This window comes from Priestia sp. P5_B4 (assembly GCF_056400385.1).
In genome coordinates this window covers 27,103-46,630 of the sequence record NZ_JBFULJ010000002.1, presented here as the reverse complement: position 1 = coordinate 46,630, position 19,528 = coordinate 27,103, and the positions used below count along the sequence as shown (strand labels likewise).

24 protein-coding genes and 1 riboswitch are annotated in these 19,528 nt (G+C 37.4%); of the genes, 14 read left to right on the top strand and 10 right to left on the bottom strand.

All coding sequences use genetic code 11. The features are described from left to right. From menC to AC1DRF_RS00780, 3 genes are all read left to right on the top strand, one after another. Window positions 1-1,104 (top strand): o-succinylbenzoate synthase, encoded by a 1,104-nt coding sequence (gene menC, locus AC1DRF_RS00790; RefSeq protein WP_427075369.1) that lies wholly within the window; start codon window positions 1-3, stop codon window positions 1,102-1,104. A 280-nt stretch (window positions 1,105-1,384) separates the two neighbouring features. Next, window positions 1,385-1,570, top strand: a riboswitch (cobalamin riboswitch). A 133-nt stretch (window positions 1,571-1,703) separates the two neighbouring features. Then, window positions 1,704-3,947, top strand: coding sequence for a ribonucleoside-diphosphate reductase subunit alpha (locus tag AC1DRF_RS00785; protein ID WP_016765778.1), 2,244 nt, complete (start codon window positions 1,704-1,706; stop codon window positions 3,945-3,947). Between the two features lie 16 nt (window positions 3,948-3,963). Continuing rightward, complete coding sequence (locus AC1DRF_RS00780) at window positions 3,964-5,007, top strand: ribonucleotide-diphosphate reductase subunit beta (protein WP_477740237.1); 1,044 nt, start codon at window positions 3,964-3,966, stop codon at window positions 5,005-5,007. A 29-nt stretch (window positions 5,008-5,036) separates the two neighbouring features. Here the strand turns inward: AC1DRF_RS00780 and AC1DRF_RS00775 are convergent, their stop codons facing one another. Both AC1DRF_RS00775 and AC1DRF_RS00770 read right to left on the bottom strand, forming a co-directional pair. Next, window positions 5,037-5,240, bottom strand: a complete 204-nt coding sequence (locus AC1DRF_RS00775) for a hypothetical protein (RefSeq protein WP_013059559.1) — start codon at window positions 5,238-5,240, stop codon at window positions 5,037-5,039. 66 nt (window positions 5,241-5,306) lie between these two features. Then, a complete protein-coding gene (locus AC1DRF_RS00770; RefSeq protein ID WP_013059558.1) occupies window positions 5,307-5,465 on the bottom strand; it encodes a DUF1540 domain-containing protein in 159 nt (52 codons plus the stop codon). Between the two features lie 207 nt (window positions 5,466-5,672). Between AC1DRF_RS00770 and AC1DRF_RS00765 the strand changes: the two genes are divergently transcribed. The 3 genes from AC1DRF_RS00765 to AC1DRF_RS00755 all read left to right on the top strand — a co-directional run bounded on the left by AC1DRF_RS00765 (window position 5,673) and on the right by AC1DRF_RS00755 (window position 7,238). After that, the gene (locus tag AC1DRF_RS00765) at window positions 5,673-5,954 is read left to right on the top strand and encodes a DUF2325 domain-containing protein (RefSeq protein ID WP_043975879.1); all 282 of its coding nucleotides are present in this window, start codon (window positions 5,673-5,675) and stop codon (window positions 5,952-5,954) included. A gap of 69 nt (window positions 5,955-6,023) precedes the next feature. Then, entirely contained in the window at window positions 6,024-6,764 is a 741-nt protein-coding gene (locus tag AC1DRF_RS00760; protein ID WP_477740236.1) for a hypothetical protein, read from the top strand. A gap of 15 nt (window positions 6,765-6,779) precedes the next feature. Beyond that, on the top strand, window positions 6,780-7,238 hold the full coding sequence (locus AC1DRF_RS00755) for a flavodoxin (protein ID WP_477740235.1): 459 nt from the start codon (window positions 6,780-6,782) through the stop codon (window positions 7,236-7,238). A 30-nt stretch (window positions 7,239-7,268) separates the two neighbouring features. Here AC1DRF_RS00755 and AC1DRF_RS00750 read toward each other — a convergent pair whose 3' ends face one another. Together AC1DRF_RS00750 and AC1DRF_RS00745 are read right to left on the bottom strand one after the other, a co-directional pair. Continuing rightward, entirely contained in the window at window positions 7,269-8,306 is a 1,038-nt protein-coding gene (locus AC1DRF_RS00750; RefSeq protein ID WP_016765774.1) for a cytochrome d ubiquinol oxidase subunit II, read from the bottom strand. A 15-nt stretch (window positions 8,307-8,321) separates the two neighbouring features. Continuing rightward, a complete protein-coding gene (locus tag AC1DRF_RS00745) occupies window positions 8,322-9,656 on the bottom strand; it encodes a cytochrome ubiquinol oxidase subunit I (RefSeq protein WP_013059553.1) in 1,335 nt (444 codons plus the stop codon). A gap of 152 nt (window positions 9,657-9,808) precedes the next feature. Between AC1DRF_RS00745 and AC1DRF_RS00740 the strand changes: the two genes are divergently transcribed. Then, window positions 9,809-10,054 (top strand): type B 50S ribosomal protein L31, encoded by a 246-nt coding sequence (locus tag AC1DRF_RS00740; protein WP_013059552.1) that lies wholly within the window; start codon window positions 9,809-9,811, stop codon window positions 10,052-10,054. A 29-nt stretch (window positions 10,055-10,083) separates the two neighbouring features. Here the strand turns inward: AC1DRF_RS00740 and AC1DRF_RS00735 are convergent, their stop codons facing one another. Both AC1DRF_RS00735 and AC1DRF_RS00730 read right to left on the bottom strand, forming a co-directional pair. Continuing rightward, window positions 10,084-11,043 carry a metal ABC transporter substrate-binding protein gene (locus AC1DRF_RS00735; protein WP_427075367.1) on the bottom strand — a complete coding sequence of 320 codons (960 nt, stop codon included), beginning with the start codon at window positions 11,041-11,043 and terminating at the stop codon, window positions 10,084-10,086. An 83-nt stretch (window positions 11,044-11,126) separates the two neighbouring features. After that, window positions 11,127-12,314 (bottom strand): GTP-binding protein, encoded by a 1,188-nt coding sequence (locus tag AC1DRF_RS00730; RefSeq protein WP_477740234.1) that lies wholly within the window; start codon window positions 12,312-12,314, stop codon window positions 11,127-11,129. A 119-nt stretch (window positions 12,315-12,433) separates the two neighbouring features. Here AC1DRF_RS00730 and AC1DRF_RS00725 point away from each other — a divergent pair, with 119 nt between their 5' ends. Next, window positions 12,434-13,006 carry a beta-class carbonic anhydrase gene (locus AC1DRF_RS00725; protein ID WP_013085269.1) on the top strand — a complete coding sequence of 191 codons (573 nt, stop codon included), beginning with the start codon at window positions 12,434-12,436 and terminating at the stop codon, window positions 13,004-13,006. Between the two features lie 3 nt (window positions 13,007-13,009). On the opposite strand, the gene yidD is transcribed toward AC1DRF_RS00725, so the two are convergent. Continuing rightward, window positions 13,010-13,237, bottom strand: coding sequence for a membrane protein insertion efficiency factor YidD (gene yidD / locus AC1DRF_RS00720; protein WP_013059548.1), 228 nt, complete (start codon window positions 13,235-13,237; stop codon window positions 13,010-13,012). 150 nt (window positions 13,238-13,387) lie between these two features. Here yidD and AC1DRF_RS00715 point away from each other — a divergent pair, with 150 nt between their 5' ends. The 5 genes from AC1DRF_RS00715 (at window position 13,388) to ytkD (ending at window position 15,940) form a co-directional block, all read left to right on the top strand. Then, the gene (locus AC1DRF_RS00715; protein ID WP_013059547.1) at window positions 13,388-13,861 is read left to right on the top strand and encodes an S-ribosylhomocysteine lyase; all 474 of its coding nucleotides are present in this window, start codon (window positions 13,388-13,390) and stop codon (window positions 13,859-13,861) included. A gap of 161 nt (window positions 13,862-14,022) precedes the next feature. Further along, window positions 14,023-14,463: a Dps family protein gene (locus AC1DRF_RS00710; RefSeq protein WP_013085268.1), complete on the top strand. Its 441-nt coding sequence runs from the start codon at window positions 14,023-14,025 to the stop codon at window positions 14,461-14,463. A gap of 81 nt (window positions 14,464-14,544) precedes the next feature. After that, the gene (locus AC1DRF_RS00705; RefSeq protein ID WP_477740233.1) at window positions 14,545-14,970 is read left to right on the top strand and encodes a phage holin family protein; all 426 of its coding nucleotides are present in this window, start codon (window positions 14,545-14,547) and stop codon (window positions 14,968-14,970) included. Between the two features lie 74 nt (window positions 14,971-15,044). After that, entirely contained in the window at window positions 15,045-15,365 is a 321-nt protein-coding gene (locus AC1DRF_RS00700; RefSeq protein ID WP_477740232.1) for a hydrolase, read from the top strand. Between the two features lie 104 nt (window positions 15,366-15,469). Continuing rightward, window positions 15,470-15,940, top strand: coding sequence for an RNA deprotection pyrophosphohydrolase (gene ytkD, locus AC1DRF_RS00695; RefSeq protein ID WP_013059543.1), 471 nt, complete (start codon window positions 15,470-15,472; stop codon window positions 15,938-15,940). Window positions 15,941-15,986: 46 nt separating this feature from the next. On the opposite strand, the gene AC1DRF_RS00690 is transcribed toward ytkD, so the two are convergent. From AC1DRF_RS00690 to AC1DRF_RS00680, 3 genes are read right to left on the bottom strand one after another with little or no spacing between them, the layout of a single operon-like run. After that, window positions 15,987-16,793 carry an ABC transporter permease gene (locus AC1DRF_RS00690; RefSeq protein WP_427075364.1) on the bottom strand — a complete coding sequence of 269 codons (807 nt, stop codon included), beginning with the start codon at window positions 16,791-16,793 and terminating at the stop codon, window positions 15,987-15,989. Then, window positions 16,780-17,550 carry an ABC transporter ATP-binding protein gene (locus tag AC1DRF_RS00685; protein ID WP_075419758.1) on the bottom strand — a complete coding sequence of 257 codons (771 nt, stop codon included), beginning with the start codon at window positions 17,548-17,550 and terminating at the stop codon, window positions 16,780-16,782. The genes AC1DRF_RS00690 and AC1DRF_RS00685 overlap by 14 nt, the downstream gene beginning before the upstream one ends. A 1-nt stretch (window position 17,551) precedes the next feature. After that, window positions 17,552-18,550: an ABC transporter substrate-binding protein gene (locus AC1DRF_RS00680; protein WP_427075363.1), complete on the bottom strand. Its 999-nt coding sequence runs from the start codon at window positions 18,548-18,550 to the stop codon at window positions 17,552-17,554. Between the two features lie 172 nt (window positions 18,551-18,722). Here AC1DRF_RS00680 and AC1DRF_RS00675 point away from each other — a divergent pair, with 172 nt between their 5' ends. After that, complete coding sequence (locus AC1DRF_RS00675) at window positions 18,723-19,505, top strand: alpha/beta hydrolase family protein (RefSeq protein ID WP_230183012.1); 783 nt, start codon at window positions 18,723-18,725, stop codon at window positions 19,503-19,505. Window positions 19,506-19,528 lie beyond the last annotated feature (23 nt).

Sequence of the window (19,528 nt, the reverse complement as noted above, 5' to 3'; positions counted from 1 at the left end):
ATGATTATAAAAAAAGTACATCTTTATAAAATTGACATGAAGCTTCTTTCTCCTTTTTCAACAAGCTATGGTACGGTGCAGGATCGAGAATTGATTTTGCTTGAAGTAGAAGATGAACAAGGATTTACAGGGTGGGGAGAAGTCGTTGCTTTTTCATCTCCTTGGTATACGGAAGAAACGATTCAGACGTGTTTTCATATGTTAGACGATTTTTTAATTCCCTCGCTTCTTCATAAGCAGCTTCAAAAACCAGAGGATGTTCAAAAGCTATTCAAACCTCTAAAGCGAAATAACATGGCTAAAGCAGCTTTGGACTGTGCTGTATGGGATTTGTATGCAAAGCGGCAAAATAAGCCGTTATCTGAAGTAATTGGCGGAGTAAGGCCTGCTGTAGAAGCTGGAGTGGTAGTTGGCTTAAATGACATTTCCGTAATGAAAGAACAAATAAAGACTTACATGAAAGATGGCTATAAGCGCTTTAAAGTGAAAATTAAGCCGGGTGCTGACTATGAGCTACTGAAACAAATTCGAGATGAATTTCCAAGCATTCCTCTTATGGCTGATGCCAATTCAGCTTATACGTTAAGCGATAGGGATTCATTGAAGAAACTAGATGAATTGAATTTAATGATGATCGAACAGCCGTTAAGTTCTGATGATATCCTTGATCATCGATTGTTACAAAAGCAAATAAAGACGCCGATTTGCTTAGATGAAAGTATTGTGAGCTATGAAGATGCACGTCATGCAATCGAACAAGAAAGCTGTAAGATTATCAATGTGAAAATCGGGCGAGTTGGCGGAATGTCCGTAGCAAAGCAAATTCATAATTTATGCGCCCAGCATGGTGTAAAACTTTGGGTTGGAGGAATGTTAGAAGCAGGGATTTCACGAGCTCATAACATTGCCCTTGCCACACTGCCTTCTTTCACGATACCAGGTGATATTTCTGCGTCGTCTCGCTATTGGGAAAAAGATATTATTAAGCCCGAAGTAGAGGTAGAAGCTGGAGTAATAAAGGTGAAGGGAAAACCGGGGATAGGATACGATATTGATAAAGAGTTTATCAAAACAATCACAGCATTTGAAAAAGAATACAAATAATTAACAACCGTTTTTTGATGAAAAACGGTTTTTTTTATTGAGGTTGTCAATGTTTAGTAGAAAAATAGGACAAATTTTTTAAAAAGAGCACATTGTTCCATCAAGCGTGTCAAAACATGTTATGATGGAATAGTTTGATGAAAAAAGTCGAAGAGTTTTATCGTAAAAAACAAAATTATTTTTGAAAATAGGTTGATAGTTTTCTAAGTTGTCCTATATAATGTGTTTATAACATAACACAATATGTTGTTTTGAAATCCATAATAAAATACTATATTTTGTGTTTTCCAGTGAAAAAGGTGTCTGATAAAAAGACTTAAAAGGGAATTTGGTGAAAATCCAAAGCTGTCCCCGCAACTGTGAATGCTGATGAAATAAGGAAATCCACTGTGAGTAAACATCATGGGAAGGCCTTAAAGTAAAAAGAAGCATAAGTCAGGAGACCTGCCTTTTTTATGTCGTTTTATCTTCTTCGGGAGGTGAGAGGGTAGAGCGAGGATTGAGAAAAGACTTAGTGTCTTCTTCTATCTTCGTTCTATTCGCTCACCGAGGTACGGTGAGCGATTTTTTATTTTGAAGTGAAGAGAGGAGCCATATTTATGGTGAATACATTAAAGCCTACAATTCTACATGAATTAACTGCATATATTGAACGTTTAAAAAAAGAATTTACGCAGCTTGATTTTTCTTTGTATGAGGAAAAGGTTATTCAAACTGTTACAGTAAAGGAAAATATGACGGACGAAAAGGTTGCAAACGTCCTAATTTTGGCAGCCTTAGAGCGTATTTCAATGGAAGAACCCGATTGGACATACGTAGCGGCAGACGTCTACTTAAACGAACTATATCGAAAAGCAGCGGACAACCGAGGTTACGATAAAAAAGAGAAGTACGGTTCGTTTTATCAGCTTATTCAAGAACTAACAAAAATCGGCATTTATAATAAGCAGCTATTAAAAACATATACAGAAGAAGAAATTAATGAAATTGCTTCAGTCATTATTCCTGAACGCGATCGTTTATTTACATACATTGGATTGTTGACATTAGCAGATCGCTATTTAGCGACATCACATGATAAGCGCGTATACGAATTACCGCAAGAACGTTTTCTTATCATTGCTATGACGCTGATGTCTCAAGAAAAGAAAGAAAATCGAACAGCATTAGTAAAAGAAGCGTATTGGGCGCTTTCTAGTCTATATATGACGGTTGCCACACCAACACTTTCAAACGCAGGAAAGAGCTACGGACAGCTATCTAGCTGCTTTATTGATACGATTGATGACAGCTTACGCGGTATTTATGATAGCAATACAGATTTGGCCACGCTTAGTAAAAATGGAGGCGGAATTGGTGTCTACCTCGGTCATATTAGAAGCCGAGGAAGTGATATAAAAGGTTTTAAAGGCGTATCATCAGGAACAATTCCATGGATGAAACAGCTAAATAATACGGCTGTAAGTGTCGATCAGCTAGGTCAACGACAAGGAGCTATTGCCGTATATTTAGACGTATGGCACAAAGACATCTTTTCATTCTTAGACGCGCGTTTGAACAATGGTGACGAACGTCAGCGCACGCATGATTTATTCACTGGCGTATGTTTGCCAGATTTGTTTATGGAAAAAGTAGAGGCACGTGAAGACTGGCACTTATTCGATCCTCACGAAGTTCGTACGCTGATGGGCTACTCGTTAGAAGATTTTTATGATGAAGAAGAAGGCAGCGGTTCGTTCCGCACTCGTTACGCTGAGTGTGTAAATAATGAACAGCTTTCAAGAGAAACAGTACCAGCTATTGAAATCTTCAAGCGCATTATGCTTTCCCAGCTTGAAACCGGAACGCCTTATATGTTTTATCGTGATACGGTTAACCGAGCTAATCAAAACCGCCACGAGGGCATGATCTACTGCAGCAACTTATGTACAGAAATTACGCAAAATCAAAGCACAACGGTCGTAACAGAGGAAATTACAGAAGACGGAAAAATTATTATTACAAAGAATCCGGGCGATTTTGTTGTATGTAATCTTTCTTCTATCAACTTAGCGAGAGCCGTAACTGAAGATGTGCTTGAACGTTTAATTCCAATTCAAGTACGCATGCTTGATAACGTTATTGAGTTAAATGATTTGCCAGTACTTCAAGCAAAACTAACAAACCAAAAGTACCGCGCAGTAGGACTTGGCACATTTGGTTGGAACCATCTGCTTGCCTTAAAGAAAATAGCATGGGAAACAGATGAAGCGGTAGCATATTGCGATGAATTGTACGAGCAAATTGCTTACTTAACCGTACAGGCAAGCATGAACTTAGCTAAAGAAAAAGGTGCATATCCATTATTTAAAGGCTCAGATTTTGAGTCAGGCGCTTATTTTGAAACACGTAAATACACAAGCGAAGCGTGGAGTGAACTGCGTAACGAAGTTCAAAGCAATGGGATAAGAAATGGCTACTTAATGGCTGTAGCACCTAATTCATCAACATCTATTATCGCGGGTTCTACTGCAAGTATTGATCCGATTTTCCGTAAGTTTTATTCAGAGGAAAAGAAAAACTATAAAATCCCGGTGACGGCACCAGATTTATCACCAGCAACAAACTGGTATTATAAGTCCGTTTATTTAATTGATCAGCACTGGAGCATTAAGCAAAACGCCAAGCGCCAGCGCCATATTGATCAATCCATTTCATTCAACTTATATGTGCAAAATGATATCCGAGCAAAAGAGCTGCTGGATCTTCATATGACGGCATGGAAAGAAAAGTTAAAAACGACCTACTACGTACGTTCAACATCAAGTGAAGTCATTGAAGAATGTGAAAGCTGTCATAGTTAAAAGGAGTGAATAATTGATGACAAGCATGTTAAAACGAGAATTAATGAACGAAACAGCTCCGAACCGTTCGACAGGAATCATTAACGGCAAGAGCTCAAATATTCTAAACTGGGATGACGTCCGATTTTTATGGGCGTTCCCTAAATACAAACGTATGCTAGCTAACTTTTGGACGCCGTTTGAAATTAATATGGGTCAAGATATTAAGCAGTTCCCTCAGTTAACGGCTGACGAACAAGAGAGCTTTTTGAAAATTATTGGCTTGCTGGCGCTACTGGACAGTATTCAATCAGATTATGCTAGCAAAGTAGCTGACTATGTAACCGATTCTTCGATTAATGCTCTAATGATTATTTTAGCGCAGCAAGAAGTGGTTCATAATCATTCGTATTCATATGTTTTATCAAGTCTTGTACCAAAAGGAAAACAAGATGAAGTATTTGAATACTGGCGCACAGACGAAAAGCTTCGCGCTCGAAATGACTTTATTACAAACGGATATAAAGCATTTAGCGAAGAAGCAACGGTTGAAAACTTTTTGAAGTCTATGGTATATGATGTTATTTTAGAAGGCCTTTTCTTCTATAGCGGATTTGCTTTTTTCTATAATCTTGCGAGAAATCAAAAGATGGTGGCGACATCTACGATGATTAACTATATCAATCGTGATGAACAGCTTCACGTTGGGTTATTTGAAAAGATTTTCAAGGAAGTACTAAATGAAAATCCAGCTTATCGTACGGAGGAGCTAGAAACGTTTGTAGTTGAAACGTTCCAAGAGGCAGCTCGTCTTGAAATTGAATGGGCGGAATCTGTTATTGGAGAAAAATTCGACGGCATCACGATGAAAGAACTGCAGCAGTATATTGAATACATGGCTAATAAACGCTGTAATCAATTAGGCTTCGGCCGAGCTGCTTTCCCAGAAGCACCGATTGAAAATCCTCTTCGTTGGATTATTGCTTATCAAGAGGTAGATTTAGGGAAAACAGATTTCTTTGAACAGAAATCAAGACAATATACAAAAGCATCAGATGCGAATGGATTTGATGATCTATAAATACAAAAGCTGACTAATTTTCTTATTGATTAGTCAGCTTTTTTTAAGTGAATAAGTCCAAGTTCTAACGCACGTGTGGTAATTAAGTCATCAATTTCTTCTGGAATGTTTTCAAGTGTTCCCCATTTATATGTCCATAAATGAGTAAACGATTGTACATAGATTGGAAAGGTTTGTTCATTTGCTTTTATTGCTTCTTCTTTAAAAAAATGAATCAGTTGTTCAGTTTTCATAGTAGTCTCCTTTTTTATGATCTTGAAGAGAGAAAAAAGACAACCCAGAGGCTGTCCTTTTGCGGGTTACGCTTCAGTTGGCTTGAACGTTTTACAGTCTGTTTCATAACTGCTTGCTGCATGTTTTCCGCTATGACTTACCACGTAAATTTCTTCTGCGCTGCAGTGATTTCCATTTTTCCAAAAGTGACAGTTATTTACTTCACAAAGAATGTTTTGTTCCAACGTTAACCCTCCTTTGTATGTGATAGCTATAGTATGGTCAAAATTCAACTAACTTATAAGAAAGGTGGTAGACTTTCATTTTAATTGAGAATTTTTATCAATTAAACATTGACAAAGAGAATCATTCTCAATTAAACTGTGTATATAGTAAAGAATACAAGTTGTTGGCAAATCATTAAATGAATAATTAATTGGGAGGGAACAAACATGTCATCAGTTATGGTTGTAGGAGGAGACAGGTTAAAGCATATTACAGATCGTTTAGCGGGAGAAGGATTTAATGAAGTAATTCATTTAGATGGCCGTAAAAGCAATATGGTGAAGCGAGAAATACCCGAACATATTGGGTTTGTATTAGTTATTACGGATTTTATTAATCACAATATGGCAAAAGTCATTAAAGAGAAAGCAAAAAAACAAAAAAAACCGATTTATTTCGTCAAACATTCATGGAGTGCTATTCGTCAAGTGATTGAGCAAATTTCATGATTTAATTTTTATTTATTATTGAGAATGAATTTCAATTAGGGTGGTGAGACATAGGTGGAACCGATAAAAGTGAACATAAAGACACTCTCTAACGACCACATCGAACAATTTATTCGATGTCCATACAAATTTTATCAGCAGCAGCTTCTTTTGAAAAAAACATCTATAGATTGGAAACAGCTCGTTCAAGTAACTGTCCATCAAATCATTAAAACATACTATAGCAAGCCAGTTGAGTATCGCTCAAACCTCTATGTTTTACAGCTCATTGAAAAATATTGGCGCCTAAAGCCAAATATGTTTTCATCACCCGTTCACTATTACGATGTGTTAGCTAAAGTAAGCGATTATTTACTAAGGTTTTTAGGAAAGAAAGCACATGTAGAATTACCGCTTTTTGTGTTTGAGAAATACAGCGTTTATGTAGAAGAAATTCAAAGCAACCTTTCTCTAACCATTGATTTTGCTGCATGGACAGAGAAGTCTTATACGGTAACAAAATTCATTCTAGATGACCATGAAGAAGTGAAAAACGCCATGAAAGACTTTATTATCGTTTTTTCGAAACAAGCTTTTAAAAAGGTTCCTGAACAAATTCGTTTTTATTCATTATTAACTGGAGAAACAACAACTTATCATATTGCACCAGACGATTATCAAAAAGCCATACTTCAACTACATATTGTCAAAAGTGTGTTAATGGAACCAAAACATTTTCAAAAGAATTATGCATMCAGTGAGTGTGAAAACTGTCCTCTTCAACGAGAATGCGCTGAAGAAGGGGATATGCGGCCGACACTGCTGGTGTAAAGGAGCGTCATTTACATGAAGGAAATCTTACTAGCTTATGCGAGTATGTCAGGTAACACAGAAGCGATAGCCGATTTGATCGAAGAAGAATTAGTCAAGCATGGATTGCATGTGAAACGAGCAGAAGTATATGACATTGATGCTTCTGACCTTGTATCTGCAGAATCTATTATCTTTGGAGCTTATACGTGGGGAGATGGAGAGCTACCAGATGATTTTTTAGATCTTTATGATGAAATGGATGATATAGATCTCAGTCAAAAGCAGATGGCTGTATTTGGCTCAGGTGATTCATCATATGATGTTTTTTGCGGAGCAGTTGATTTAATTGAAGAAAAAATAAAGAAACGTAACGGAAATATAGCCGTTCCCGGTTTGAAAATCGAGCTCTCCCCCTTTGGGGAAGATGTAGAAAAATGTAAGGTATTTGCTAAAGGTTTTGCTGAAGTAGTAGTAAAATCTGCTGCTTCATAAGAAAACCCGGTCAAGTGCTGACCGGGTTTTTTAATATGGTTTCTTTTTGCTGTATTCTTTATTGTCTTTCATAAATAGACGCCAGAAATAAAAGAATCCAGGAAATAAAATAGCAAAACCAACAATATACACAATAAATAAAGAATGAAATGCATCGGGATGTGTAAATCCATTCTCAATCGTTACGTTTGGATAGACAACATAAGGTAAATGACTTCGTCCGTATACGTAACTTGCTAAGAAATATTGAAGGATAATGGATACCACGGCTAAACGAGGCATGCCTTTTCCTTTTTGAGAAGGTAGCAGCAGAGCAATACCAGCTACTACAAATAGACCTACAGATCCGTAAAGAAGGGGCTTAAACTGCATCATTTTATCATATAACCAGCTTGCTTCTGATTGCATTGTAATCATAATAAAGATAGCCATTAGCAGGGAAAGAGGTCCTGTAATGAGCGCATCACGCCGATAGACCGCATAAGCTTCCATTTCGTCAGATGACTTCGAGTAATCTGCTAATAACAGAGACGATAGAAACAGCGAAGAGCTTATGGCAAATCCGATAAATGAATAGACGTGCGGACTTGAAAATACTTTTGCTAAGTTTAATTGCTGCGTGCCATCAATTATATCAATAAACCCACCTTGACTTACTGGCAGTACAGCGATTAAAAAAGCAGGAATTAACACGCCGGATATACCGGATATATAAACCAACGCTCTCCGATATTTGAAGCTGCTAGCATAGTGTGAAAACACTAAAAATCCGCTTCGAATAGATAAGAGAAGTAAAATGATACTTCCGGGTATTAGTAACACTGTGCCAAGCGTAAATGTAGCTCGAGGAAAAAAACTAAACAGCGCAACAACAATCGCAACGATAAATACATTGGTTACTTCCCAAGTAGGTGATAGATATCTGTTTGCTACATCTGTAGCATTTGTTTTCGTACGATTAATATATACCATCGACCAAAAGCCAGCTCCAAAGTCCATCGTTCCCATTACGGCATAGATAAAAATGAAGCCCCATATTACAGTAATTGCTAGTAATGAATCACCCATATTCTCACATCCTTTTTAATCTGCTTGCGCAGCAAGCTCTTTAGAAAGCGGATTTCTTCTGAAATAAAACACCAGTACAAGGGCGACTGCGGCCACGAGTACGATATAAACAAGCAAAAATAAAAAAAATAAAATATGCAAATTAGCAGAAGTGGTAACTGCTTCTGATGTACGCATGATGCGGTAAATGACCCAGGGCTGTCTTCCGGTACATGCGAAAATCCATCCGAATTCAATGCCCATGATCGCGAGAGGGCCCGTTGCGACAAATGCCCACATGAAAATTTTAGGGAAGCTTTTCTTCTTTAAAAACTTGTACCAAACAACGCCCACTAGCGCCACTAAAATTAAAATCGATCCGATAATGACCATACCGTTAAACAAGGTATGCACAAAAAGCGGCGGCCAATAATCCCTAGGGAAGTCATTAAGTCCAGTAATCACTGTATTAAAGCTATTACCCGACAAGAAGCTGAGCATCCATGGAAACTCAATTCCATACTTGACTCGCTGTTCTTTTTCATCTGTGAATCCACCTAAAGCTAATGGCGCATGATCTTGCGTTTCAAATAGACCTTCAGCTGCTGCAAGTTTTTCGGGTTGATATTCGTATACTTTTTGCATAGATTCATGTCCATTCAAAGCTGTTACAAAAGAAAAAATCCCGCCGATTACTAATCCCATCATCAGCGCTTTATGATGAAATTTATATTCTCTTGGATTATGTTTTCGCGCACGAAGCATTTTAAAGGCAGCGACTGAAGCAATGACAAAGCCTCCGGTTGTATAAGCAGAAACGGCTACGTGACCGGACGTTACAAAGAAACTCGGATTAAAGAAAGCTGCCCAAGGATCTACGCTTACAATTTCGCCATTTAAAATTCGAAAGCCAGCAGGTGTTCCTTCAAATGCGTGCACGTTTGTAATTAAAACGGCAGAGGCAAGAGCGCCTATTGCTACTAAAATTAGACTGATAATCCTCATTTTTCGAGAAATACGGTCCGCTGCGTATACGTAAATAGAGAGAAACAGAGCCTCAATAAAGAAAGCATAAATTTCAATTTGAAAGGGAAGAGCCATCACTTTTCCTACGATTTCCATAAAACCCGGCCAAAGCAAAGCTAATTGTACACCAGCAATCGTTCCCGTAGGAATGGCGACTCCAAGCAGGACAGCAGCTCCTTTTGTCCAACGCTGTGCCATAAGTTCATAATCTTTATCTTTTGTTTTGTAGTAAAGAATTTCAGCCAATAAAATCATGAGAGGAATGCCGACGCCAAGAGTGGCAAAAATGATATGTACTCCCATGTTCAGACCAAACATTGAACGTGCAGTAACTAAATGATCCATTCATTTTTCAACCTTTCCAGTAAAGTATTGATAAACCTTATTGTCCACTTTTTACCACGCTTTATGCATCAGAATTGGTAAAACATATAACTTGAAAATAGTAATCATTACGATTATAATGAGTATATATTGTTTTAAAGGAGAGATATTTAATGAAAACAAATATTCATCCAGACTATCGTAAAGTTGTATTTATGGATACAAATAGCGGAACATCATTTTTATCAGGATCTACAAAACAATCAAATGAGACCGTTCAATGGGAAGATGGCAACACATATCCGCTTTTAAAAGTTGAAATCAGTTCGGATACACATCCATTTTATACAGGAAAACAAAAATTTGCTGATAAAGGCGGCCGTGTAGAACGCTTTAAGCAAAAATATAAATTACAATAAAAAAACTAGCCGGGAGGCTAGTTTTTTTATTAATATAATGCTTTTTTCAACGTATCAATATTGTGTTGCATAATGGAGAAATAATCTTCTTTATTTTTAACATCGTTTTTTGTTAATGACTCTAAGTTATGAAGTGTTAAAGGTTGAGCTCCTACTTCATTTTTTACAAGCGTAGACACTTTAGGCTTTAAATTTTGGTCAAAGATAAAGTATTTGATATGGTCTTTTTTTGCTTGTTTTACGATGTTTTCTAATTGTTTCTGAGACGGCTCATTTGTAGGAGATAAACCCGCTACGCTAATTTGCTTTAAGCCGTATCGTTTTTCCCAGTAGCCATAGGCTGCATGTGATACTAAAATTTCTTTATGAGGTGCGTCGCCAATCGTTGTTTTTAACTCTTGGTCCACATCTTCAAGCTGAGTCTTTAACGATTGGAAGTTCTTTTCAAACTCTGCTTTTTTATCTGGTTTTAATTCAATAAGTTCGTCTTTAATATTTTCTGCTAATTGAATAGCTAAAACAGGATCAAGCCAAACGTGAGGGTCTGTATCTCCGTGGTTATGCTCTTCTTCATGGGCATGTTCGTTTTCGTGGGCATGCTCATCTTCAGAACTCTTTGCTAATTTAATTCCTTTTGCAGCTTCTACTAAAGCTACATCTTCATTTTTAAGTGTAGACTGTGCTTTATCTGCAAAACCTTCAAGCCCAATTCCTGAGTAAACAAATGCGTCCGCGTTGGCGATTTTGACCATTGTTTTTGTTGTAGGCTCAAATGAGTGCGCATCTACACCGGTTGGTAAAATGCTTTTAGCTTCTACATATTTTCCACCGATTTTTTCAGTAAAGTCCTGTAAAGGGTAGATTGTTGTATAAACTTCTAATTTTTTGTTTTTATTATCAGATGCGTTATTTGCACTGCTTGAACTGCACCCCGCAAGAGCTGTTCCAATTCCTAATGCAAGCACCATTAAAAGTGGTTTGAATTTCATTATGTTGCTCCTTCCGTTCGTATCGTAACCATTTATGACCTATGTTATTATATCGTAATTATTACGATTTGAAAACTAAAAATTTACGCACCTACTGTAAATTTAGGAAGGGGATCTTTGAGAGTAGCCCAATCTTGATTCATTTCCTCATTTGTCAGCAAACAGCGGTCTAAAGTTTCAATTATTTCAGCTTTGTTCATATCAATACCAATGAACACAAGCTCGTTAATACGATCTCCAAATTGTTCATCCCATTTTGCTCGTAATTCAGGCTCTTCTTTTAAGGTTTGTTCTCTTTCTTCCGGGGCGTAAGTTGCTATCCATTCACCCGCTGCTTGAATCATAATGGACGTACCGGCTTGAGAAAGAAGTCCTGCCATATTATTACGTGAAGCAAGCCAGAAAAATCCCTTTGCACGTACAATATCAACCGGCCAGTTCTCTAACCATTTCATGAAGCGTTCAGGATGAAGGGGACGGTTCCTTCTGTATACAAAAGAAGAAATACCGAACTCTTCCGTTTCAGGCGTATGGTGCTCCTCATTTAATTCTTTAATCCATCCGGCTCCTTGACTAGCTTTTTCAAAGTCGAATAAGTCGGTATGAAGTATGGCTTCAAGGCTTACTTCACTATTAATTGTTTGGATAACAGTGGCTTCTGAGTTTAATTTGTGAAGAACAGCCTCCAGCTCATCTGCATCATCTTTTGTTAACAAATCAACTTTGTTTAACAAAATGACGTTTGCAAATTCAATTTGATCGATTAACAAATCAATCACTTCTCTTGTATCGTTTTCATCTGTTCCTTCTTTGCGGTCTAATAAGCTTTCGCTGGATGAAAAGTCTTCCCAAAAGCGATTGGCATCTACTACAGTGACCATCGTATCTAACGAACATTTCTGAGTTAAATCAATTCCCAGCTCTTCATCAATATAAGTAAATGTTTGAGCAACAGGGATAGGTTCGCTGATTCCGGAAGATTCAATGACAATATAATCAATATCACCATTGTCTACTAGGCGTTCTACCTCTTTCATTAGATCGTCTCGAAGCGTACAGCAAATACAGCCATTTTGCATTTCAACAAGTTTTTCTTCTGTTCGAGAGAATCCGCCTTGTTTAACTAAGTCTGCATCAATATTTACTTCGCTCATGTCATTGACAATGACCGCGACTTTTAAACCTTCTTTATTTTTTAAAATATGGTTCAAAAGAGTTGTTTTACCTGAACCAAGGTATCCGCTTAAAACGGTAACKGGAATTTTTTTCACTGTTATAACCTACTTTCTTGTTTATAAATAATAATGATTACGATTTAACACTTTTCATCTTATAGGAAAAAGTATTATAATACAAGAAAGAATTTTTTTTATGAAGGAGAAGACAGCAGATGAGCTTATTACAAGATGTTTTAGAATTCAACCAAAAATTTGTAGAAGAAAAGAAGTATGAACTTTACGAAACAAGCAAATTCCCTGATAAAAAAATGGTTATTTTATCGTGTATGGACACAAGATTGGTAGAATTACTTCCACACGCTTTGAATTTGCGCAACGGAGACGTGAAAATTGTTAAAAACGCAGGAGCGCTTGTTTCACATCCATTTGGAAGTATTATGCGAAGCATTTTAGTAGCTGTGTACGAGCTTCAAGCAGATGAGGTATGTGTAATTGGTCACCACGACTGTGGAGCAGGTAAACTTCAGGCGGAACCTTTTTTAGAGAAAGTAAGAGCAAAAGGCATCTCAGATGAAGTGATTAATACCATTGAATATTCTATGGACTTGAAACAATGGTTAACGGGTTTTGATTCAGTAGAAGAGACTGTTCAGCATAGTGTAGAGACAATCCGTAATCATCCTCTATTTTCAAAAGATACTCCTGTACATGGACTAGTTATTGATCCAAATACAGGAAAGCTAGATGTTGTTGTAAATGGGTATGAAGCAATCGAAAACAACTAAAGCTTAGTGTGATTTTTTCTCAGGTACTTCATCGATGCCACCCGGATGGAATGGGTGGCATTTTAAAATTCGTTTTACAGTCAAATAAGATCCCTTTACGGCACCAAAGCGTTTAATGGATTCAACTCCGTACTGGGAGCAAGTAGGGTAAAACCGGCACCTTGCCGGAAGAAAAGGTGAAATTCCTTTTTGATATCCTTTTATAAGTAAAAGCAAAAGCTTTGCAATCATTTATTATCACGTTCTTTCTTTCGTGTTTGCTCATACTATAAGGGATAGAAGGAATAAAAAGCAACTAAAAGAAATAAAGGTTATTAAATGGATGAAATATATCGGAATTGCATGTTATGATAGGTGAAAGAAGAAAAAAGGAGTGGTATTATGCCATCAGTAGAAAGTTTTGAGCTAGATCATAATGCGGTTAAAGCACCTTACGTAAGACACTGCGGTGTTCACAAAGTGGGAAGCGACGGCGTTGTAAATAAATTTGATATTCGTTTTTGCCAGCCAAACAAACAAGCAATGAAGCCGGACGTTATTCATACGCTAGAGCATTTATTAGCTTTTAATATTCGTACTCATGTAGAAAAATATGATCACTTTGATATTATTGATATTTCGCCTATGGGATGTCAAACAGGGTACTACTTAGTAGTGAGCGGTGAGCCGACTGTACGTGAAATTATTGATTTGTTAGACGATACGTTAAAAGATGCAATTAACATTACTGAAATTCCAGCAGCAAACGAAAAGCAGTGCGGTCAAGCGAAACTTCACGATTTAGAAGGAGCAAAACGCTTGATGAAGTTCTGGCTAGAACAGGACAAAGAAGATTTAGAAAAAGTATTTGGCTAAAAATAAGCAGTCCGCTGGGCTGCTTATTTTATTTGAAAAAAGATGAAGAAGTTTCTCTAAGTCTAAAGAAAGGGAAATGTCTCTTTTTATAAAAAATGTTTTAATCAACTAAAAAAGGGTACAACTATATTATATAAAGAGTTCACAAAGGAGCGAAAAACATGGCAGTAAATGTAAATGAAATCGTTAATAAACAAGTAGCGAATTTTAGTGTAATGTACATAAAACTTCATAACTTTCACTGGTACGTAAAAGGTGAACAATTCTTCACTCTTCATGAAAAGTTTGAAGAGCTGTATACGGAAACAGCTACAATTATTGATGACCTTGCAGAACGCCTTTTAGCATTAGAAGGAAAACCTGTGGCAACAATGAAAGAATCGTTAGAACTTTCTTCTATTAAAGAAGCGGATGGAAGCGAAACGGCTAAAGATATGGTTGCTTCTTTAGTAAGCGATTTTGATACGCTAACTGCTGAATTAAAAGAAGGAATGGACGCAGCCGGTGAAGCGGGCGACGAAACAACAGGAGACATGCTGTTAGCCATTCATCAAAGCTTAGAAAAGCATACGTGGATGTTAAAATCATTCCTAGGCAAGTAATTAAAACCTGCGAGTAATCGCAGGTTTTTTTATGATAAGATGGACGAACACTTTTTTTTTACCGGCATATACTGTAGGGATATGACTGCTGAAAGGGTGAAAAAAGTGGATATGCAGAAGCTTTCTGTCTTGATAATTTCAAGTTTAGGTTCACTGGCTTTTTTTTTATTTGGAGAGTGGGACTATTTACTAATGGCTTTAGTAGCGTTAGTGACAATGGATTATTTGACAGGCACGATCGCAGCTTTTATAAATAAACGTTTATCTAGCAAAGTAGGTTTTAAAGGAATTGCGAAAAAGATTTTTATTTTTGCCATGATTGCTGTAGCAAACTTTATCGATTCCGTATTCTGGGAAAACGGTCATATTATTCGAGATGGAGCTATTTTGTTCTATATTTTAAACGAAATGATTTCAATTACAGAAAATGCAGGAATTGTAGGAATTCCAATTCCAGCGCCGCTAAAAAAAGCAATAGCGATTTTAAAAGACCGCTTTAAATCGTAGAGTGTATAAAAAAAGAATAAGATACAAATAAGAAAGATAAGTTGGCACTAGAAAGAAGGAGCTGAATATCTTTCATGACAAAAAAATATTATCTATCTCTGAGTTCAGGAGAAATCAATCAGTCAAATACTGCTTCAGATTGGAATTATGCGATTGAAGCAACAGATGAAGAAGTGGAGAAGCTGAGAACGTATTTAGATCAGCGTGCTTCAAGCGATTGGTCAAGCTTTTGGCGATCACATATTCCGTATCTGGAATATCATCATGATTCTCAAAATGATATGTACGATAAAACGACAGTTGAAATATATGCCATGCTTTATCAGCTAGGAGACGATGAAACAAAATCACATATCAAACAGATGAATATTTTATCTTCAGATAGAATGGAATAAGGGGTAAAAAGCAAAGAAAAAAAGTACGAGCATACTTTTCTTATCAGGTATGGCCGTAATGTATGATAAAATAAGGGAAAAATCAAATGGAGTTTGAGTCGACCATGTACACATTTAAGGATGCATATCATAATCAAGTATTTTTATCATTTGAAAAAAATCCATTCTCGAAAACTCCACGTCATGTTTGGGTCGTATGCAGGTATGAAAATCAATGGTTGCTAACGAATCACTCAAAACGAGGTTTAGAATTTCCCGGAGGAAAACTAGAAGGCAATGAAGTACCAGAAGAAGCAGCGGTTCGAGAAGTATTCGAAGAAACAGGCGGAGAAGTCTCTTCTTTAACTTATATTGGGCAATATAAAGTAGTAAGTAAAGGAAAGACCATTATTAAAAACATTTATTTTGCTACTATTGGAAATGTAATTAAAAAAGAAGACTACATGGAAACGGATGGTCCCGTAATGATTGATGAACTACCTTCGGGCATTCAACAAGATGATGCATACAGCTTCATCATGAAAGATAATGTTTTACAATATGTAATGAAATATGTAAAGCGAACATTTTTGTAAAAGTATCCTATCAATGAAAATCCCCCCGTTTGTACGGGGGGATTTTTTATGAGCGTCGGATCAATTTCTTTTCTAAATAAGCAACGCCTTGATACATAATCGTAGCGAAAATGGCAATTAATAATAAGCTGAGAAGAACAAGAGTAAAGTTGAAGACTTGGAAACCATAAATAATCATATATCCAAGCCCTTTTGAAGAAACTAAAAATTCTCCTACGATGACGCCTACCCAAGATAAGCCCACATTTACTTTAAATGTGGAAATAATAGCAGGCATGGAAGCTGGCAAAATAGCTTCTTTAAAACAGCGGGTTTTCGTTGCCCCAAAGCTTTTTAGTAATTTAATATAGTTTGGATCAACTTCTTTAAATGCTGTGTAAACGACGATGGATGTAATAATAACGGATATAATCGCCCCCATCGTTAAGATTGAGAAAAAACCTGGACCGATCGCTACAATTAAAATAGGGCCCAGCGCTACTTTTGGCATGGCGTTTAAAATAACGAGGTAAGGGTCTAATATGTTTGCAAGCCTCGTTGAATACCAAAGGGCCGTTGCAAGTAAAATACCTAGCACTGTGCCTAAAATGAAGCCAAGAACTGTTTCAAATAACGTAAAACCAATATGTTCTGCCAGCGAGCCGTCGGCAAGTTTAATTAAAAATAAATGCCATACTTTAGTAGGGGAACTGAAGATTAAAGGGTCAATCCACTTTAAACGAGAAGCCAGTTCCCATAAGCTAAAAAAGGCTAAGAAAATTATCAGCTGCACGCTCAGTACTAATCGTTTTTCGACCAAAACCTTGCGAAGGTAGCTTTCATGAAGAGTATCTAGGGAGCTAGTAGGTTTCAAGTTGATCAAGCTCCTTCCATATATCCATAAATAAGTCGTTATAGACAGGGTGCTGTCGTGCTTCAAACGGAGAGAGGGTTCGTAAAATAGAAGGAACCGTAAATGTTTTTGCGATTTTTCCCGGCTTTGCTGAGAATAAAAAGATTCGGCTGCTCATGGCAATAGCTTCGCCGATATCGTGCGTGACCAAAACGGCCGTTTTTTGATAGGTCATCAGCGTTTTGGAGACAAGTTCTTCAAGCTTGAGTTTTGTTTGAAAATCAAGTGCTGAAAAAGGTTCATCTAAGAGTAAAATAGCGGGGTCAATGGCAAGTGTTCGGACTAAAGCGACACGTTGTCTCATGCCTCCGGATAACTGATGCGGATATAGGTCATCTACGCCCTGTAAACCAATTTCTTTTAGGAGTAACAGTGCGTTACTCTCTGTTTTATCTGTTAGCTGTCCGCGAATTTCAAGCCCAAGTAAAATATTTTCTTTAATGGTTTTCCACGGAAACAAATAATCTTGTTGAAGCATATAACCGATGTTTGGGACTGATGTTCCGATATTTTCACCGTCTATTGTGACAGAGCCGGACGTTGGTTCAATCAAGCCTGCAATAATCGATAGAAGCGTTGTTTTTCCACATCCGCTTGGGCCGAGAAAGGAAACAAATTCTCCTTCTTCAATAGACAAATTAATATGTTCAAGTGCAGTGGTAGCAGACTTTGTCGTAAGATACATATGCTGAACATCTTGAATGTGAAGTTTTGTCATATTACTCACTCATTGCATCTTTTGCGAATTTTGTGTTGACTAGCTTGTTGTGATCGATGTGTCTTGGAAGTTCTCCAGATTCATCCATTATTTTTTGTAAATGATCCCACTCTTTTTGATCTAATAAAGGGTTAGTTGCAAAAGATTTTTGGGATTTATAGCGGTCAATAACAGTTTTCAGCGTTTCTTTAGGCGTATCTTCGAAATACGGTGCAACCACTTCAGCAATTTCATCTGTGCTATGTGTATTCACCCATTTTTGTGCTTTGTACATAGCTCGAGTAAATTTAGCTGCTGCTTCAGGGTTATCTTTTAAATAGCTTTCTTTGGCCATAAATGTTGTATAAGGAACTGTTCCTGATTCTTTTCCAAAGGAAGCAACGATATGTCCTTTTCCTTGTTTCTCTAAAATACTAGCCGTTGGCTCAAATAATTGAACGTAATCTCCAGTACCAGAAGCAAAAGCATTCGCAACGTTAGCAAAATCAATGTTTTGAACGAGTTTTACATCTTTTTTAGGATCAATATTATGCTGTTTCAACACATATTCCCCTACCATTTGCGGCATGCCGCCTTTACGTTGACCAAGAAACGTTTTGCCTTTAAGCTGATCCCATGAGAAGTGATCGACTTTTTTACGTGCTACTAGAAATGTTCCGTCGGTTTGGGTTAGTTGTGCAAAGTTGATGACGGGATCACTAGACCCCTGTGCATATACGTAGATTGAAGTTTCCGAGCCGACTAGGGCGACGTCGATGCCGTCAGATAAAAGTGACGTCATTGTCTTATCTCCGCCCCACGTTGTTTTTAAATCTACCTTTAGTCCTTCTTCTTCAAAAAAGCCTTTTGAAATAGCGACGTACTGGGGAGCATAAAAGATAGAACGAGTTACTTCGCCAACACGAACCGTTTGTACAGATGTTGTTTTGCCGCAGCTAATTAGTGGAATGAATAAAATCATAATAGCAAGCAAAGAAAAAAGCCATTTGATTGGTTTCATAAAGCAAACCCCCTTAAAATAATAAAATATTTTATGATAATGTATGTAAAGAAGTGGAAGAAGGTGAGTGCCTATATAACTATGTGGAAAATCAAAGAACTATTAGTCAACAATTGAAAGTACACCTTAGCGGGAGAAAGCAGGCTAGTTATATAAAGAATGGAGGAAAAAAATGAAAGATGGAACAATTCTTCATAAACAGCGTTTCCCATCATCAAACCCTCGCGTGGCGCTGTGGGTGATTACATATGCATGTCAAGGACTTAAGATTAAAGGAATGCTCGCAGAGCCAAAAGAAAAAGGAATGTATGACGGCTTTTTATACTTAAGAGGAGGTATTAAGAACGTAGGAACGGTTCGTCCTGCTCGACTCATTCAATTTGCTTCTCAAGGTTTTATTGTGATGGCTCCGTTCTACAGGGGAAATCAAGGAGGCGAAGGAAACGAAGATTTTGCTGGAGATGATCGTTACGATGCTTTTGCTGCTTACGATTTACTGAAACAGCTCCCTAACGTCCACCATGACCGCATTCATATTTTTGGGTTTTCAAGAGGGGGAGTGATGGCTTTACTCACAGCCATTGAAAAAACCGACAGCCGCTCTCTTGTGTTATGGGGAGGCGTCACGGATATGGTGCTGACATATGAAGAAAGAGAAGATTTAAGAAGAATGATGAAGCGGGTGATTGGAGGAACTCCTTCTAAATATCCTGAAAGATACGAATGGAGGACCCCTTTGCACCGTGCTCATCTCGTCGAGCCGCCGGTCTTGCTTATTCATGGTTTAGAAGATAAAAACGTGTCGATTGATCATTCCTATCAGCTCGAATCTAAACTAAAGAAGGCCAATAAAAAAGTTACCAGCTGGTACTTCGAAAACTTTCCACATGCTTTTCCACCAAAAGAAAACCGAGAAACGGTGAAGAAGTTAACGAAGTGGATGAAAGCGCAATAAAAGATATGCTACGATAGAGAAAA